Here is a 16,905-nt window from a genome sequence, read left to right on the forward strand (position 1 = left end):
GCGCGCTACTCGGATCCGGAGTGATAGCCCCTCTGTATAGGGAAACCATTTACCGGCCTGCGTGACGAGTGATTCCAAGGAATGGGAGCTATCTCCTGGAAATCGCTGAGCGGCCCGTCTCAGACCGTCGGCGCGGACCGATACGGTGCGGGGACCGCCTGCCGCAGTACCCGCAGTGCGGGCACCGACAGGATCCCGGCCAGTCGCGTGTACGGCCAGACCGCGATGATCGCCACCACGATCAGCCCGCGGGCTTGGTACAGGGCGGGGGCGTGATCCATGCCGGACGGGTCGGGGTGGAGCGCGAGCAGCGAACGCGCCCAAGGGAACAGGGTTTCGGCGGCGCGGTAGCGGCCGTCGGTGGCGCTGCCGTCGAAGGTGACCAGGACGGCCGAGAGGAGTGCGGCGCTGAGCAGCGGCAGCGTGAAGCGGTCGAGCGGGGTGACCCGGTGCCGTGTGTCGGCGGAGATCAATGGCGGGATCAGGATCAGCGCCACCCCGGCGACGGTCACGGGCGCGGCCACGATCTGGACCGCCGACAGCAGTACGTGAATGTCGTGCTCGGGCCGCGTGTGTGGGCCCGACGCGAGCATCTCCGCCACCCGCACCGCGAACACCACCGGGAACCCGAGACGCACGGCGGCGATCCCGATCCGCTGTGCCTTGTCGATGTGCGGCCCGTACAGATAGCCGCGGAAACCGTCGCGCCGATACCGCCATAGATGCCCGACCGCGCACGACACGACGGCGGCATACGGCAGTACCACCCAGATCGCGATAATCATGCCCTCACCCCACATTCGGTCGGCGCCGACAGCACTGGCCGAGCAACTGTCGCACGCCGCAGGGCGGCGGAGAAGTGTCGAATCGTGCCAACTCCGCGCGGCGGATGGCGTGTTATCGCCAGAGGTGGGACATCATGTGCGGGTACCGAACCGGTCGGTAATCGGTGAAGCTGATGTCGCGGACGTGAGAGAAGTCCGACCACAACAATTTCCCGCCCGGGAGCCGCGCCGGAAGTCGCACTCGCGTCCGCACCTGCCGCAGTTCGTCCGCGGTCGCGACGCGCCGGGGCCCGGCGGTGCCGTAGAGCCGGACTCCGGGCGGCGACGGGAAGCGCGCGGTCAGCAGCGAACGGAACCAGAACAGTCCACGGCCGTCCACGGCCAGCAGGCAGACCCGCGGATCGCGGTCCAGGTTGCGGCCCAGCGCCTCGGCGTACTGGTCGAAGTAGAAGCCGGTCGCGTCGTCGCGCAGGAACACCGTGCCGATCGGTGCGATGGTCGGCGCGCCGTCCGGATCGGTCGACGCGAGGGTGCAGTGGGCGGCGCGAGATACGGTCTCGCGGATGCGATCCCAGTTCTGTTCGAGGGTCACGACCGGTCCTGTTCGATAGGGGCTGACTGAACGATTCGAGGGTAGGCGGATTCGGCTCGGCAGCATGTGAGGGCGGTGTGCCGCAATTGCCGGGACAGGGGCGGGCGGGTAGCGCATGATGGCGGCATGGGTTCAGATGCGGCGCGGCGGGCCGTACTCGAGATGGTTTGTGACACTTTCGCGCCGGGGGACGGGGGTGAGGTGGCGTCGGCTTCCGCGCTGGGGGTCGTCGACACCGTCACCGAGTTGCTCGGACGCAATCCCCGGGAGGCGGAGCGGCGGCAGTTCGAACTGCTCATGCGCGTGTGGGATTCGCGGGTGTTCGGGGCGCTCAACGGCGCGGGGTGGCGCAAGTTCTCGCGGCTCGGCGCCGAGGAGCGGGAGCGAATGCTGCTCGGGATGGCCAACTCCCGGATCGAGCAGAAGCGGGCGCTGTTCCAGGCGTTGAAGGGGGCGGCGGTCACCTCCTACTACCTGACGCCGGGGCCGACCGGGGTGAATCCGGTGTGGGAAAGGATGGGCTTCCCGCCCGCGTTCGGCCCGGTCGAAGGTGCGAAGCGCGGGCTCAGCCCGGAGCGGCCGGACTCCGACACGACGGTCGTGTGCGATGTGGTCGTGATCGGGTCGGGCGCGGGTGGCGGGACGGCCGCGGCGGTCCTGGCCCAGGCGGGCCTGGATGTCGTTGTGCTGGAACGCGGCGACTACTTCGACGACCCGGACTTCGGCATCGGCGAGAAGGAAGGGTTCCTGAAGCTGTACGCGCCGGGTCCGGCCGCCACCGCCGAAGGCCAGCTGAGCCTGGTGGCGGGCAGCGCGCTGGGCGGCGGCACGGTGGTCAATTGGACCACCTCCTTCCGGACCCCGGACGACGTGCGCGCGGAATGGGCCCGGCTGGGCGCGAGCCAGTTCGCCGAGCAGGAGTACACCGACGCCCTCGACGCGGTGGTGTCCCGGCTCGGGGTGAACCTCGACCATTCGCCCGCCTCGCGCCGCGACGAGATCCTCGAACGCGGCCTGCGCAAACTGGACTGGCACGTCGAGTCGCTGCCCCGCAACGTTCGCGGCTGCGATGCCGGAATCGAATGCGGGCGTTGTGGTTTCGGCTGCCGCATCGGGGCCAAGCAGTCGGCGGTCAAGACCTGGTTGGCGGATGCGGCCGCGGCGGGCGCGCGCCTGTTCGTCGGCACCGACGTGCGGCGCATCGAGGTCAGCAATGGCACCGCCACCGGCGTGGAAGCCGTGACGGCGGACGGGCATTCGGTGTGGGTGCGTGCCCGCGCGGTGGTGGTCGCCGCCGGGGCGATCCAGACCCCCGCCCTGCTGCGCCGCTCCGGCCTGACGAATCGTGCCATCGGCGACTATCTCCGGCTGCATCCGGCCACTGCGGTGTTCGGCGTCTTCGACGAGGAGATCCGCCCGTGGGAGGGCGGCCTGCAGACCCGCTACTCCAAACAGGATCGCGACCTGGACGGCAACGGCTACGGCGTCATCTACGAGACCGGGCCCATGACCCCGGGCATGTCGGTGGGCTTCCAGGCCTGGACCGGCGCGGCCGCGCATCGCGACCGCATGCTGAAACTAGCGAATACCGTCGCCGTCGGCGTCATCACCCGCGACCGCGACCACGGCTCGGTCGAGACCGACAAGCAGGGCGAGGCCGTGGTGCGCTACCGGCTGTCGGCCCGCGACGCCGCCCACATGCACACCGGAATCGTCAATGCCGCAAGCATTCTGGAGGCGGCGGGCGCGCAGCGGATCTTCTCCGGGCACCAGGCGGGCGTCGGCTACGCGCCGGGCGTCGAGGGTAGCCACGAGGACTTCGCCGCCCGGGCGGCCGCCGCCGGGTACGCGCCGGGCCGCTGCTCGATGGGCGCGCTGCACATCATGGGCTCGGCCCGGATGGGCGGTTCCGCCGCGGATTCGGCGACCAATCCCGACGGCGTCACCTGGGATGTGCCGAACATCGTGGTGGCCGACGCCTCCTGCTTCCCGACCTCGTCGGGGGTGAACCCGATGGTCAGCATCGAGGCGATCGCCTACATGAACGCGACCCGCCTGGCGGCGCGGCTCGCGTAGCCCGATTCGGCGGCGCGGCAGGCCTTCTCGCGTGCCGCGCCGTCGCTACAGCACCGCGCCGTAGGCGCCGACGATCACCTTGTTGATCTGCCCCACGGCCCGGTCGATCGGCCCGGTCGGCTGGAACAGGTGACTCAGCGCGAGCCGGACCAGCACCTCGGTCATCGAGGTCAGTTCGGCGTCGCTCATCGCCGGCAGCCCGTACTGCGACCGGATGCCCGCCGAGAGTGCGGTGACCGCGCGGCCCAGCACCGGCTCGGTCTCGGTCATCAGCACCGGCAGCAGTGAGCTGTCGGTCTCCGATCGCCCGGCCAGCACCGCTTTGATCAGTGTGTTGTCGGCGCCGGTCCGCAGCGTGAACTCGGCCGCCGCGGTCATCCCGGTCGCGACCTCGGTCGGATGCGCGGCCAGGCATTCGGCGATGCCGACCAGGAAGCCGTCGACTTCCTGCTGCACCACCACTTCGGCCAGCTCGTGTTTGTTGGCGAACTCCTTGTAGAGCACCGGGCGACTCACGCCCACCTCCTTGGCGAGCCGCGACATGTTCACCGCGCCCCACCCTTCGGTGATGACGATGCGCCGGCCCGCTTCGATGATCCGCTCGCGCAGCAACAGCCGCATCTCGGTCTGGAAGTTCGGTGCTTCAACCACGTCCCGATCGTACATGGGCTCAACTTTCGTCTCGTCGTTGACAGACTGGATCACAGTGTATCTAATGAATACAGTTCTTGAGAAAGTGTAAACGCTAGGAGTACGGCAATGACGACGTCTCATTTCAGCGCGGAAGAGGCCACGGCCCGCCCGCAGTGGCGTGACCGCAAGCGCTATCTGTGGCTGCTCGGCCTCGTTCCCCCGACGGCCCTGTTCCTGGCGATGGCCTTGGTCTGGACCTTCAACGAGTTCGGCTGGACCGCGGTCTCGCCGGTGTGGTGGTGGATCGGCCCGCTGATCGTGTACGTGCTGCTGCCGATCCTGGACCGCTTCTTCGGCCCGGACGGCCAGAACCCGCCCGACGAGGTGATGGAGTACCTCGAGAACGACAAGTACTACCGGTACTGCACCTACGCCTACATCCCGTTCCAGCTGCTGAGCCTGACCGTGGCCTGCTACCTGTGGACCGCGAGCGACCTGTCCTGGCTGGGCGTCGACGGCGGCCTGGGCCTGATCTCCAAGCTGGGCCTGGCGCTGAGCATGGGCGTGATGGGCGGCGTCGGCATCAACACCGCGCACGAACTGGGCCACAAGAAGGACGAGCTCGAGCGCTGGCTGTCGAAGATCACGCTGGCCCAGACGTTCTACGGCCACTTCTACATCGAGCACAACCGCGGCCATCACGTCCGCGTCGCCACTCCGGAGGACCCGGCCAGCGCCCGCTTCGCGGAGACCTTCTGGGGCTTCCTGCCGCGCAGCGTGTGGGGCAGCCTGCGCTCGTCGTGGGAGCTCGAGGCCAAGCGCCTGGAACGGCTCGGCCGGCGTCCGTGGACGCTGCGCAACGACGTGCTCAACGCGTGGCTGATGTCGGTGGTGCTGTTCGGCGCGCTGACCGCGGCGTTCGGACCGGGCGTGCTGCCCTGGCTGGTGATCCAGGCGATCTACGGCTTCGCCCTGCTGGAGACGGTGAACTACCTCGAGCACTACGGCCTGATGCGGCAGAAGACCGCCAGCGGCCGCTACGAGCGCTGCACCCCGGAGCACAGCTGGAACTCCGACCACATCGTCACCAATATCTTCCTGTACCACCTGCAGCGGCACAGCGACCATCACGCGAACCCCACCCGCCGCTATCAGATCCTGCGCAGTATGGACGGCGCTCCGAACCTGCCCAGCGGTTACGCGAGCATGATCTCGCTGGCTTACTTCCCGCCACTGTGGCGCAAGGTGATGGATCACCGCGTGCTCGAGCACTATTCGGGTGACATCACCCGCGCCAATGTCCAGCCTCGCAAGCGCGCCCGCGTGTTCGCCAAGTACGGGGTGGTGGCGTGATGGCCGCTTACCGCTGCCCGATCTGCGATTACGTCTACGACGAGGCGAAAGGCGCTCCGCGCGAGGGCTTCCCGGCGGGCACCGCCTGGTCCGCCGTCCCGGACGACTGGTGCTGCCCCGACTGCGGGGTGCGCGAAAAGATCGACTTCGAACCGGCTTCCGCTCAGAAGGGACACTGACATGAGCACCGACTTCAAACTCTTCCGCTGCCTGCAGTGCGGCTTCGAATACGACGAGGCGCTGGGCTGGCCCGAGGACGGCATCGAGCCCGGCACCCGCTGGGACGACATCCCCGACGACTGGTCCTGCCCGGATTGCGGTGCGGCCAAGAGCGATTTCGAGATGGTCGAGGTCAGCCGCGCGTGAGCGGGCGCATCGTCATCGTGGGCGCGGGCGTGGCCGGAGCCACCGCCGCGCGCACCCTGCGCACCGAGGGCTACACCGGGGAGATCGTGCTGCTGGGCGCGGAGCTCTCGGCGCCCTACCGGCGGCCGATGGTCTCCAAGGAGCTGCTGGCCGGCGCGGTCGAGGACCGGCGGTCGCTGTTGCATCCCGCCGACTTCTGGGCGGGCAACGACATCGACCTGCGGGTGGGCGTGCCGGTCGAATCCATCGATCCCGGACCGGGTCTGGTGTGGCTGGCCGACGGGACCGCCATCGGCTACGACTCGCTGCTGCTGGCCACCGGCGCCCGGTCGCGGCAGCTGGCGGTGACCTCGGACCGGTCCGTGGCGCCCGACGCCGCGTTGCCGGTGCACACCCTGCGGGGCCGGGCCGAGGCCGAAGCGCTGCGGGCGACGCTGGAGCGGGATCCGTCGCTGCTGATCATCGGGGCCGGTCTCATCGGCTGCGAGGTCGCGGCCACCGCGCGGGGTCTGGGCGCGGAGGTCACGGTGCTCGATGCGGGGACCGCGCCGCTGGAGCGGGTCGCGCCCGCCGTCGTGGGCGACTACATCCGGAAGCTGCACGCGGACAACGGGGTAGCCATCTCGACCGAGGTGCGGCTCTCGCACCTGGCCTATACCGGCAACGACGTGGTCGCCGTGGCCGAGGACGACCGCACCTGGACCGCCGCGTCGGTGCTGGTGGCGATCGGATCTGTCCCGGACACTCGGCTCGCGGTGACCGGCGGGCTGGCCGTGGACGACGGTATCCGGGTGGACGAGCGGTATCGCACGTCGGCTCCGGGAGTGTTCGCCGCGGGTGACGCGGTGAATCGACTGGATTCGAAATCGGGTGAGTCCCGTCGTGACGAGCACTGGAACAGCGCGCAGGCGCAAGGTGCGGCCGCGGCCCGGTCGATGCTCGGGTTGCCCGCCCTGACGGCGGAGGTGCCGTGGGGCTGGTCGATGCAGTACGGCCGGAACGTGCAGTTCGCGGGAATGATTCGGGCGGAGGACGAGCTGATCGTGCGGGGGAGCGCGGAGTCCGGCGACGCGACCGTGCTGGCATTGCGCGGCGGCCGCGCGGTCGGGGTCGTGGCGATCGCCCGCCCGGCGGAGTTCCGGGTCGCGCGGGACCTGATCGGCCGGGGAGCCGTGCTGGACCCGGGGGCGTGCGCCGACGAATCCTTGCCGCTGGCCGAGGCGCTCGTACTGTCCGGACAGTCGTGAGGGCGGTCGCCCGCAGTTGAGCTAACACTTCGCAAAATCTGAAATGCCACCGGACCAACCGAATGGTCCGGTGGCATTTCGCATTTGCCGACCTATTGCTGAAAAGTGCTGGTAATGCGTGCTATTCGCGCGGCGCGCGTATCTTTCTCCGCTCTCGCAACCCCTGTCAAGGCCCTGGTTATTTCGGTGAAGACTGACACGTCAGTCCGAAATCTGTATTACTGTCTCGGTCAGTCGGAACCGGGTCAACAGAGGGACCGGTCGGCATCGACCAAACAGTAGGGGCTGTGGGGTGGTGAACATTGGTCGAGAAAGTTGTTCGGGGGCCGGAATCACTATGGCAGGCAATCGAATTCGTACTCTCCGGGCTGCGCACGTTCGGCCGCACCATTCAGCTGGCGAGCGCGGCGTTCCGATTCCTGATCCTCGATATCGTCAAACTCCGCCATCCCTGGCGTGACACTCTCCAGCAGGGCTGGTTCATCGTCAGCGTGACGGCGATTCCCGCTGTGCTGGTGTCGGTTCCGTTCGGCGTGATCGTGGCGGTGCAGGTGGGGAGCCTGACCCAGCAGGTCGGCGCGAGCTCGGTGTCCGGCGCGGCCGGCGGCCTCGGTGTCATCCGGCAGGGCGCGCCCATGGTGACCGCGCTGCTGCTGGGCGGTGCGGCGGGGTCGGCCATCTCCTCGGATCTGGGCGCGCGCACCATTCGCGACGAGGTGGACGCCTTGCGCGTCATGGGAATCGACCCCGTGCGGCGGCTGGTCGCCCCGCGGTTGGCGGCCATGATCGCGCTGACGCCGCTGCTGTGCATGCTGATCATCTTCATGGGCGTGTTCACCGGCTATGTGATCGCCGTCGGCTTCCAGGGCGTGACGCCCGGCTCGTACCTGTCGGCGTTCGCGGCCTTCGCCAAGATGAGCGACCTGTGGGTGGCGATCGTGAAATCGATCATCTTCGGCGTCATCGTGCTCATCGTGTCGTGCCAGCGCGGGCTGGAGGCCACCGCCGGACCCAAGGGCGTGGCCAATGCCGTGAACGCGGCGGTGGTGATCGGTGTGATCGCCGCCTTCGGCGTGAATCTGGTGATCACGCAGCTGGTGTCGATGTTTATCCCGACGCAGGTGGGCTGATGACCCAGGTACCGGCGAAGTACACGCCACTCGGGACCGCGGGGCGCACGATCGGCGCTTCGGCGCAGGCGCCGATGTCCCTGCTCGAATCCCTGGGCCACCAGGCGACTTTCGTCTACGAGGTGCTGGCGGCCGTCCCGCACACGCTGCGGGTGTACCGGCGGCAGACCATGCTCATCCTGTCCGACATCACCTGGGGCTCCGGCTCGCTCATCGTCGGCGGCGGCACCGTGGCGGTGCTGGCGTTTTTGGGCATCGCGGTCGGCGGGTCCATCGGCGTGGAGGGTTTCACCGCACTGAACATGGTCGGGATGGGCCCGCTGACCGGGTTCGTCTCCGCCTACGCCAATACCCGCGAGATGGCGCCCATGGTGGCGGCCATCGGTTTCGCGGCGCAGGCGGGCTGCCGGATGACGGCCGAGATCGGGGCCATGCGCATCTCCGAGGAGATCGACGCGTTGGAGGCCATCGGCATCCGGCCCATGCCCTTCGTGGTGACCACCCGCGTGATCGCGGGCGCGATCACCATCGTGCCGCTGCACCTGCTGACCCTGATCCTGTCGTACCTGTCGTGCGCGACCGTGGTGAACGTCCTGCACGGGCAGTCCTCGGGCACCTACTACCACTATTTCGACGCTTTCCTGCAGCCCGGCGACGTGATCGCCTCGCTGATCAAGGCGACGATCTTCGTGGTCACCATCATTCTCATCCACGGCTACCAGGGCTTCTACGCCTCGGGCGGACCGGAGGGCGTGGGCCGGGCCTCGGGTCGCGCCATTCGCGCCAGTCTGGTGCTGGTGGTCATCCTGGACATGATCCTGACGATCGTGATCTGGGGCCTGGATGTCGGCATCCGGATCTCGGGGTGAAACATGGCCGTCTTCAAGGATCATTCCGGCCGTAGCGCCGGACCGTGGCTGCTGCGATTGCGCGGCCTGCTGGTCGCCGTCGTCCTCGTCACTGTGACGATTGTCGTGAGTTCTTATGCCCGAGGCTCTTTCGTGGATCGGTTCGAGGTCACCGTGGACGCGGCGACCCTCGGCGAGGGGTTGGCCCCGGGCGCGGAGGTGAAGTTCCGCGGGTACGCGATCGGGACGGTGGCGACCGTCGAGACCGTGGGCTACGGGCACCAGCGCATCGGATTGCGGATCGACCGACGGCAGGCCGACGCGCTGACCGATGATGTCACCGCGCGGTTCACCTCGTCGAACGTGTTCGGTTCCAGCGCCATCGAATTGGTGCCCGGCACCGACGGCAACAAGCTGCGTGAGCACGCCGTGCTCCAGATCGGGGAGGGCGCCACCAACGCGACCGTCGCCGGCGTGTTCCGGCGGGCGGCGCGGTTGACCCAGGTGCTGGATTCGGCGGCCGTGCACCGGCTGTTCGATCTGATGCTCGACAATGCCGCCAGCATGGGCCCGGTCCTGCGGTCGTTCTTCGAGACCGCGCGCACCCTGGCCGACGGACAGCAGAACAGCCTCGCCCACTATCTGCGCATCGGCGGCGACATGACCGGCGCGTTCCGGGACGTGACGCCCGCGGCCGGGCACGCCATCCTCGCGGTACTCGAGCAGAGCGCCTACTTCGGGGATCCGGAGAACCGGGCGCGCACCAATCGCTCCACCCATGGCGTGAACGACGCGGTGCTGGTGGGGATCTCGAATCTGCTGCAGCAGAACAATCCGGAACTGGAGAAGGTCCTCGACGGCATTCTCGATGTGGCGGTGCCGATCAGCGTGTCCGTGGGCTCGGTGGCCGCGGCCCACAATCGGGTCCCGAATCTGCTGCGCGCCATGGACGGGGCGTTCCCGGTGGTCGACGGCCGGGTGCGGCTGCAGGTGGATTTGATCGCGAAAACCATGCCGTACCTGGCGGATTCGCTGGGGGGAGGGGCCAAATGAGCGAGGTCACCAGGTCTGCTCTCAAGCTGGTCGTGTTCCTGCTGGTCGTGGCCGGGTGCACCACGTTCATCGTGACCGCGCTGCGGACGCCGATCCCGGGCGACAAGGTCAGCTACGACGCGGTGTTCACCGACGTGTCGGGTCTCTTCGCCGGGGACTCGGTGCGCATGTCCGGTGTCGCGGTCGGGAAGGTGGAGACGGTGTCGCTGGACGGCAGCCGGGCGCGGGTGCGCTTCACCGTGGATCGGGAGCGGCCGGTGTACGACAACACCAAGGCCGCGGTGCGATACCAGAACCTCATCGGCCAGCGGTACGTCGAACTGCTCACCGACGGGCCGGGGCGTACGAAGATCGCCGCCGGGACGACGATCCCGGTCGAGCGCACCATCCCGAGCTTCGACGTGTCCAAGCTGTTCAACGGCTTCAAGCCGATGTTCGACACGCTCGATCCCGCGCAGCTCAACCAGCTCGGCACCAACCTGCTGCGCGTCATCCAGGGCGACGGTTCGGGGATCGGGCCGGTGCTCGCGGATGTCGACACGCTCACCAAGCACGCCCGCAACAGCGAGGCCGTGATCGTGCTGCTCATCCGCAATCTGGGCGTGGTCGCGGACGCCGTCGGCGGCAAATCGAAGGCGGTCGGCGACCTGGTGCAGCAGCTGTCGGGCATCCTGCACCAGTTCACCGCCAAGACCCAGGCCATGCTGAGCGCGGTCGACACCGCGCAAACCTTGCTCGCGCCCGTGGTTCCGCTGCTGGAGGAGACGCGCGACGCCTACGACACCGCCTATGGTCCGGTCGACGGTCTGCTCCGGCGACTGGTGCCGCAGACCGACGAACTGACCCAGATCCTGGCTCTGGCACCGCAAGTGGTGACCGGGCTGAATCAGACGGTTCCCGGGCAGGGGTTCAAGCCGCGCATCACCTGCTCCCACGGTGAGGCCGCGCTGCCCGCGGTGGCCGGGGTCATCCTGTCCAACCAGAACCTGGTGGTGTGCAACTGATGAGAGCGTTGATCGCCCGGATGGGCGAGCTGATCCGGGACGTGCTCACCGGTCGCGGGGACCAGAACACGCAATTGCGCTGGGGTATCGCCGGGGTCGTGGTGTGCGTCATCGCGCTGGCCGTCGCGGGCGCGGTGTACGTGATCCCGTTCGGGCAGCGAACCTACGTGGCCGACTTCCGCATCTCCGGCGGGGCCCGGCCCGGCGACGAGGTGCGGGTGGCGGGCATCGATGTCGGCAAGATCCGCGCCGTGGACCTGGTCGGGGATCACGTGGAGGTGGCCTTCACCGTGAATCGCGATGTGCGAGTGGGGGACCGGTCGGCGGTGGAGGTCAAGATGCTGACCCCGATCGGCGGGCACTACCTGGCGCTGGCCCTCGCCGGGGACAAGGACCTGGCGTCCAAGCACATCCCGCCCGAGCGCACCACCACCCCGTTCGAGCTGAGCGACATTCTCGACAAGGGCACCCCGGTGTTCGGCAAGGTCGACGCCACCACCATGCGCGACACCATCGGCCAGCTGAATTCGGCGCTGGCGCAACAACCCGACGCGCTGCGCGGGGTGATCGGCAATGCCGATGAACTCACCGGGGTGCTGGCCCAGCGCACCGATCAGCTCAACAGCGCGCTCACCGTCTCCGACGAGTACATCGCCGCCATCGCCGACGACAAGGCGCTGCTGGCGGACTTCGTGAAACAGCTCGGCACAGTCGCCGACCGGCTGGGCAACCGCAAGAACGACATCGTGAGCATGTTCGCCCTGCTCAAACGACTGCTGATCGTGCTGCACCGGCCGCTCATGGCCTACGACAGCATCGAGCCGTCGGTCACCCAGTTCGAGCAGCTGTTCTCCAAGCTCATGGAGGACCCGAACCGGCTCGACACCGTGATCAACGGGATGCGCGAGGTGATCAACCGGCTCAGCGGGCTGCTGGGCACTCAGGTGCAGGTCCGGGACCCGGCCGCCGGCGTCCGGCTGTGCATTCCCTTCGAAGGCAAGGCGTGCTGAATGAATTGGGGCAGAACAGCGCTCGCCGCCGGGCTCGCCGTCGTGGTGGTGGCCGCCGGGGCGGTGGGGGTGTCGTGGGCGACGACCGTCCGCGATCCGAAGCAGCACGTGTGCGCCGAGTTCACCGACACCGTCGGACTGTACGAGGGCAACAGCGTGACCATGCTCGGGGTCGAGGTCGGCACGGTGTCGAAGATCGAGGCGCTGGGCGACCGTATGCGGGTCACCATGAGCGTCAAGGACTCGGTGAAGCTGCCCGCCGACATCGCGGCCGTCACCATGTCGAGTTCCATCGTGACCGACCGGCACGTGGAACTGACCAAGCCGTACTCCGGCGGCCCGCGATTCGACACCGCGAAATGCATTCCGCTGGAACGGACCAAAACGCCCATCGGGATCAGTGAGGCCCTCGACGCCATGGGCAAGCTGGCCGGTGATCTGACCGGCGGCGGCTCGGGCACACCGGATTCGCTGCTCGACGACACCCTGACCGCGGCCGACAAGGCGATCGACGGGACCGGGCAGCAGTGGAATCAATTGCTGCAGCGACTGTCCGCGGTCGTCGGTGACCCCGCGCAGAAGGATGCCGCGTTCCGGCGGCTGGTCGACAATCTGGATCAGCTCACCACCATGTTCGTGACCAACTGGCCGGATATGGCGCAGGTGCTCGACAATCTGCGCAACGGCCTGCAGCTGATCGGGCAGTTCTCGGCGGAATTCTCCGGAGCCGTCGATATCGCGGTCGAATTCCTGCCCGTAATCGCGCGCAATGCCGGGAAATACGATCAGCAGATCTACAGCCTGCTGGATGTGGTGCTGCCGCAGGCGCACACCTTCGTGCAGCAGCACCAGGGTGACATCACCTCGCTGCTCACCGCGTTGCCGCCGCTGGCCGCGCAGCTACCGCAGGCGGGTGTGCGATGAGGCGGGCGGTCGTGCGGCTGCTGCCGGTGGTCACCGCGGCCGCGCTGGTGCTGACCGGCTGCGGGGTGAAGGCGACCGATATCCCGATTCCCGGCACCTATCCCTCCGGCGAAACCTATTCGGTGCGTATCGAATTCGGATCGGTGCTGAATCTGCCCGACCGCGCCAAGGTGATCTCCGACGGTGTCGAGGTCGGCATGCTCGACCACATCGAGCTGATCGGAACCACCGCGGTGGCGACGGTGAAACTGCACACCGACGCCAAACTGTCGAAATCCACGACGGCGGAACTGCGGCAGTCCACGATCCTCGGCGATATCCATATCGCGCTGGAAGCGCCCAAGAACGCCAGCAGCACGATGCTCGGCAACGGTGACGTGATTCCGGTGGCGCAGACCATTCCGGCCACCAATGTGGAGGACATTCTGCGAGCGCTGTCGAACATCATCACCGGCGGACGCTGGTCGGACATCCAGAAACTGGTGACCGATGTGAATGCCGCGTTCCCCTCGGACCCGGCCGAATTGGACCGGGTCAACCGGGCCGGGCGCGCGGCGCTGCACGATATGGCCACCCACACCGACGAATTGAATCGCATCCTCACCTCGGCGCAACAGATCACCGCGAAGCTGGAATCCGGTCGCGGCGCGGTGGACCGGATCCTGACGCTCGGGCCGGATCGGGCGGCCGGATTGTCGGATGTGCTGCTGGCCGTGGTGAATCTGATCATCAGCGGCGGTCCGCTCGCCAAGAACGCCGGGGATCTGCTGCTGCCGCACATCGGCGACTTCCGGTCGATCGTGTCCGTGCTCGCTCCGACCGCGGTGACGGCCGGATACGCCGACCTGACGCTGGCGGCGAATCTCGACACCTTCCACACGCTGCTGAAGGAGAAGATCATTCCCTTCCTGAGCGCGCCGGATGTGAAGGTGCGCAACGTATCCGCCGCCGACGCGCAAGCCGACCAGCTGATCGGCACGCTGCGCGGGATCGGGATGGTGCCCTGATGAAGCTGTCACTGTCCGGGCCGATGTCGCTGGTCATGCTGCTGGTGCTGACCTTCGTGTGCGGCGGCTACATGGCCGTCGGCGTGCTGAATCTGGATCCGCGCCGCCAGAACAACACCGTCACCGTGCTGCTCGACGGGTCGGGCGGGCTGATGAAGACCTCCCAGGTGACGCTGCGCGGGCTGCCCATCGGCAAGGTGCGCGATATCGGGGCGACCGCGCACGGACTGGCGGTCACCCTCGAATACGACGCCAAGTACCGGATTCCGGTGGACAGCGTCGTGCAGATCGCCAACCTGTCGGCGGCGGGGGAGCAGTTCCTCGACTTCCGGCCGACCGGGACCGCCGGGCCGTTCCTGCGCGACGGCAGCGTGGTGCCCAACCGCCAGGTGCGGGTGGCGACCACCGTCGGGGACGCGCTCGCCAAGTTGGATGCCCTGACCGCGCAACTGGATCCGGCCAAACTGCGGAATCTGGCCGGCACCGTGGCCGCCGGGTTCGAGGGCCGCGACGCCGAGGTCGCCAACCTCACCAAGGCGCTGGTCGGGACCGCGAATCTGTTGCGGGACAAGCGCGAAGCCATCGGACGGCTGTACTCGAACGTGCAGACCCTCGGCGACAAGTTCGACGGGCGCGCGCCCACGCTGAGCGCGGCCGCCGGGGATCTCACCACCGCGCTGCCCGAACTGCTGCACATCATTGCCGCGTTCCAGAACTACTCCTACATCGGCGAGCGCATCTTCGACGATCCGATCGGGCCGCTGGTCACCAAGATCGACGAATACCTGCGCCTGATCGGGCCCGACCTCGGGCAGATCGCCACCGTCCTCAAACCCGCCACCAGCGTGATCAAACCGCTGCGCGTGGACGCCGGATCGATCGTGGACCTGCTGTCCACGATGTTCCCCGGCGACGGCGCGGCGCACGTGGGCATCGAGATTCCTCGCTAGAGAGAAGGCAGACCGTGACCGAGACCGAGCAGACCGAGACCGCCAAGCCCGACGCGGTGGAGACCGTCGAGGAATCTCCGGAGGCGAAGTCCCCGAAGGGGATCGGTGAACGACTCAATCCGTTCGTGGCGGCGGCCGCGGCGATCTTCGCGATCGCGGCCGTGGTGCTGGGGGTGCTGTGGCACAACGCCTCGGGAGACTACGACGCGCTGAAGGCCGGCGACGCCGATCGTGATCGCGCCGCGCAGGTGGCCAAGGACTACACGCTGCGCTCGCTCACCTACGACTACCGCAACCTGCCCGCCTTCTTCGACGGCGTGCAGCGGGGAGCCTCGGATCCGTTGCGCGACAAGTACACCCAGTTCCACGACACCCTCGCCAAGATCATGACCGATGCCCAGGTGGTGGCGTCGGGCGATGTGGTGGGCACCTCGGTGGAGGCCAAGGGCAACGACCAGTACACGGTCACCGTCTACGCCACCCAGCGCACCCAGAACGTGCAGCAGCCCGACCCGGCGACGGTGCCGAACCTGCTGGTGGTGACGGTGGCCGGGCACGACGGCGAGTGGCTGGTCACCGATTACGGCCCCAAGGACGCCGGTGTGAAGGGTGGGGCCGCGAAATAGCCTCGGCACGCATCGGCCGCCCGCCGCAGCGCGAACTCCCCGCGCGCCGCCGCCGGGAGATCATCGAAGCCGCCTACGAGGTGTTCACCGCGCATGGCTACGAGGCCACCGCCATCTCCGAGGTGGCCGCCCGCGCAGGCATCGGCCAGGGCACCGTCTACCGCTACTTCGGCAGCAAACGCGAAATCCTGGACCACGTCATCGATCTCGGCATCGAGAAGGTGACCGACGCCATGCGACTGCACACCGTGTTCGGCGCGGCCGACACCGTGGACGACCTGGTGGCCGCGGTCCGCGCCGCCATGGCCCGCCTGTACGACCTGCTCGAACGTGAGCCGCGCGTGCTGCGGCTGCTGGTGGTGGAGGCCGGGGCCATCGATCCCGAACTGGCGCACCGACTGCTCGGCCTGGAGGCCCTCACCGCCTCCCTGATCGCCGCCGAACTCACCCGCGGCCTGGAGGCAGGATGGATCCGTCCCGACATCGATCCGGAAGTGCTGGGCCACACCATCCCCACCCTGGTCGGCCCGTGGCTCATGCGGGAACTGCTGGGCGCGGGCAATCCGGTCATCCGCGACCGCAGCATGACCGCGGTCCTCGCCTACCTCGACCGAACCCTGCGCCCCCTGAGCCCGCCATCACCCCCGTGACCGCCGCCCCGGCCCCCGATCCCCACCCGCCCCGCCCGTCCCGAGCCGACCGCCGCCGCGCCGAACTGGTCACCGCCGCTTACGAACTGGTCGTCACCCGAGGATTCCGCACCATCTCCGTCGACGACATCGCCGCCGCGACGGGGGTCAGCCACGGCACCTTCTACAACTACTTCCCGAACAAGCGCGCCATCCTCGACGCCGTCATCGACCACAGCTTCCTCCACATTCGCGACCTCCTCCTGGGCCCCGAGGGCGACGTCACCCCCACCACCATGGACGCCTTCTGCGACCGCTACACCCGGGTCATCGACCGCTGCTACGACCTGGTCGCCACCGAACCCGGCCTGGTGAATTTCTTTCTCCTGGAAGCCTCCTCGATCGACGACGCCGTCCTCGACCGCTGCCTGCACAACGCCCGCGCCTACGCCGCCGAATCCGTGGCCCGGATCCGCGAGGGCATCGCCCACGGCTACCTCGACCCCACCCTGGACCCCGCCATAGCAGGCGAAGTCCTCCTCTCCCTGCTGGTCTCCGCCCTCCTCTCGGCCCTGCGCGCCGGCACCGACGGCCTCACCCAGCCCCGAGTCCGCACCCAACTCGTCGCCTTCCTCCGCACCGCCTTCGCCGGCCCGCGCCGGTAGCTTCGAC

19 protein-coding genes are annotated in these 16,905 nt (G+C 68.3%); 16 read left to right on the top strand and 3 right to left on the bottom strand.

Annotation, left to right across the window (positions count from 1 at the left end; translation table 11 throughout):
* Nucleotides 1–119: 119 nt before the first annotated feature.
* Nucleotides 120–785: a respiratory nitrate reductase subunit gamma gene (locus tag ABZ382_RS06020; RefSeq protein ID WP_357084806.1), complete on the bottom strand. Its 666-nt coding sequence runs from the start codon at nt 783–785 to the stop codon at nt 120–122.
* Between the two features lie 112 nt (nt 786–897).
* Nucleotides 898–1,377 (bottom strand): pyridoxamine 5'-phosphate oxidase family protein, encoded by a 480-nt coding sequence (locus tag ABZ382_RS06025; protein ID WP_357084809.1) that lies wholly within the window; start codon nt 1,375–1,377, stop codon nt 898–900.
* A 126-nt stretch (nt 1,378–1,503) separates the two neighbouring features.
* On the opposite strand from ABZ382_RS06025, the gene ABZ382_RS06030 reads away from it, so the two are divergent.
* Nucleotides 1,504–3,453, top strand: coding sequence for an FAD-dependent oxidoreductase (locus tag ABZ382_RS06030; RefSeq protein WP_357084812.1), 1,950 nt, complete (start codon nt 1,504–1,506; stop codon nt 3,451–3,453).
* A 45-nt stretch (nt 3,454–3,498) separates the two neighbouring features.
* On the opposite strand, the gene ABZ382_RS06035 is transcribed toward ABZ382_RS06030, so the two are convergent.
* Nucleotides 3,499–4,104 (bottom strand): TetR family transcriptional regulator, encoded by a 606-nt coding sequence (locus ABZ382_RS06035; protein ID WP_357084815.1) that lies wholly within the window; start codon nt 4,102–4,104, stop codon nt 3,499–3,501.
* 108 nt (nt 4,105–4,212) lie between these two features.
* On the opposite strand from ABZ382_RS06035, the gene ABZ382_RS06040 reads away from it, so the two are divergent.
* The 15 genes from ABZ382_RS06040 to ABZ382_RS06110 all read left to right on the top strand — a co-directional run bounded on the left by ABZ382_RS06040 (nt 4,213) and on the right by ABZ382_RS06110 (nt 16,898).
* Entirely contained in the window at nt 4,213–5,439 is a 1,227-nt protein-coding gene (locus tag ABZ382_RS06040) for an alkane 1-monooxygenase (protein WP_357084818.1), read from the top strand.
* Nucleotides 5,439–5,618 (top strand): rubredoxin, encoded by a 180-nt coding sequence (locus tag ABZ382_RS06045; protein ID WP_357084821.1) that lies wholly within the window; start codon nt 5,439–5,441, stop codon nt 5,616–5,618. Before ABZ382_RS06040 ends, ABZ382_RS06045 begins: the two co-directional genes overlap by 1 nt.
* Before the next feature lies 1 nt (nt 5,619).
* Nucleotides 5,620–5,805 (top strand): rubredoxin, encoded by a 186-nt coding sequence (locus ABZ382_RS06050; RefSeq protein ID WP_357084824.1) that lies wholly within the window; start codon nt 5,620–5,622, stop codon nt 5,803–5,805.
* Complete coding sequence (locus ABZ382_RS06055) at nt 5,802–7,052, top strand: FAD-dependent oxidoreductase (RefSeq protein WP_357084827.1); 1,251 nt, start codon at nt 5,802–5,804, stop codon at nt 7,050–7,052. The genes ABZ382_RS06050 and ABZ382_RS06055 overlap by 4 nt, the downstream gene beginning before the upstream one ends.
* 347 nt (nt 7,053–7,399) lie before the next feature.
* Nucleotides 7,400–8,182, top strand: coding sequence for an ABC transporter permease (locus ABZ382_RS06060; RefSeq protein ID WP_357085886.1), 783 nt, complete (start codon nt 7,400–7,402; stop codon nt 8,180–8,182).
* Nucleotides 8,182–9,051, top strand: coding sequence for an ABC transporter permease (locus tag ABZ382_RS06065; protein ID WP_357084830.1), 870 nt, complete (start codon nt 8,182–8,184; stop codon nt 9,049–9,051). Before ABZ382_RS06060 ends, ABZ382_RS06065 begins: the two co-directional genes overlap by 1 nt.
* Before the next feature lie 3 nt (nt 9,052–9,054).
* Nucleotides 9,055–10,083, top strand: a complete 1,029-nt coding sequence (locus ABZ382_RS06070; protein ID WP_357084833.1) for an MlaD family protein — start codon at nt 9,055–9,057, stop codon at nt 10,081–10,083.
* A complete protein-coding gene (locus ABZ382_RS06075) occupies nt 10,080–11,087 on the top strand; it encodes an MCE family protein (RefSeq protein WP_357084836.1) in 1,008 nt (335 codons plus the stop codon). The genes ABZ382_RS06070 and ABZ382_RS06075 overlap by 4 nt, the downstream gene beginning before the upstream one ends.
* On the top strand, nt 11,087–12,097 hold the full coding sequence (locus ABZ382_RS06080) for an MlaD family protein (RefSeq protein WP_357085888.1): 1,011 nt from the start codon (nt 11,087–11,089) through the stop codon (nt 12,095–12,097). The genes ABZ382_RS06075 and ABZ382_RS06080 overlap by 1 nt, the downstream gene beginning before the upstream one ends.
* Entirely contained in the window at nt 12,098–13,021 is a 924-nt protein-coding gene (locus tag ABZ382_RS06085) for an MCE family protein (protein WP_357084839.1), read from the top strand.
* The gene (locus ABZ382_RS06090) at nt 13,018–14,028 is read left to right on the top strand and encodes an MlaD family protein (RefSeq protein WP_357084842.1); all 1,011 of its coding nucleotides are present in this window, start codon (nt 13,018–13,020) and stop codon (nt 14,026–14,028) included. Before ABZ382_RS06085 ends, ABZ382_RS06090 begins: the two co-directional genes overlap by 4 nt.
* Nucleotides 14,028–14,978 (top strand): MlaD family protein, encoded by a 951-nt coding sequence (locus tag ABZ382_RS06095; protein ID WP_357084845.1) that lies wholly within the window; start codon nt 14,028–14,030, stop codon nt 14,976–14,978. The genes ABZ382_RS06090 and ABZ382_RS06095 overlap by 1 nt, the downstream gene beginning before the upstream one ends.
* 14 nt (nt 14,979–14,992) lie before the next feature.
* Nucleotides 14,993–15,604, top strand: coding sequence for a G1 family glutamic endopeptidase (locus ABZ382_RS06100; RefSeq protein WP_357084848.1), 612 nt, complete (start codon nt 14,993–14,995; stop codon nt 15,602–15,604).
* Nucleotides 15,544–16,254, top strand: a complete 711-nt coding sequence (locus ABZ382_RS06105) for a TetR/AcrR family transcriptional regulator (protein ID WP_357084851.1) — start codon at nt 15,544–15,546, stop codon at nt 16,252–16,254. Before ABZ382_RS06100 ends, ABZ382_RS06105 begins: the two co-directional genes overlap by 61 nt.
* Nucleotides 16,251–16,898 carry a TetR/AcrR family transcriptional regulator gene (locus tag ABZ382_RS06110; protein WP_357084854.1) on the top strand — a complete coding sequence of 216 codons (648 nt, stop codon included), beginning with the start codon at nt 16,251–16,253 and terminating at the stop codon, nt 16,896–16,898. The genes ABZ382_RS06105 and ABZ382_RS06110 overlap by 4 nt, the downstream gene beginning before the upstream one ends.
* Nucleotides 16,899–16,905: the final 7 nt, after the last annotated feature.

It is taken from the genome of Nocardia sp. NPDC005825 (assembly GCF_040630175.1).
Classification (GTDB): Bacteria; Actinomycetota; Actinomycetes; order Mycobacteriales; family Mycobacteriaceae; genus Nocardia.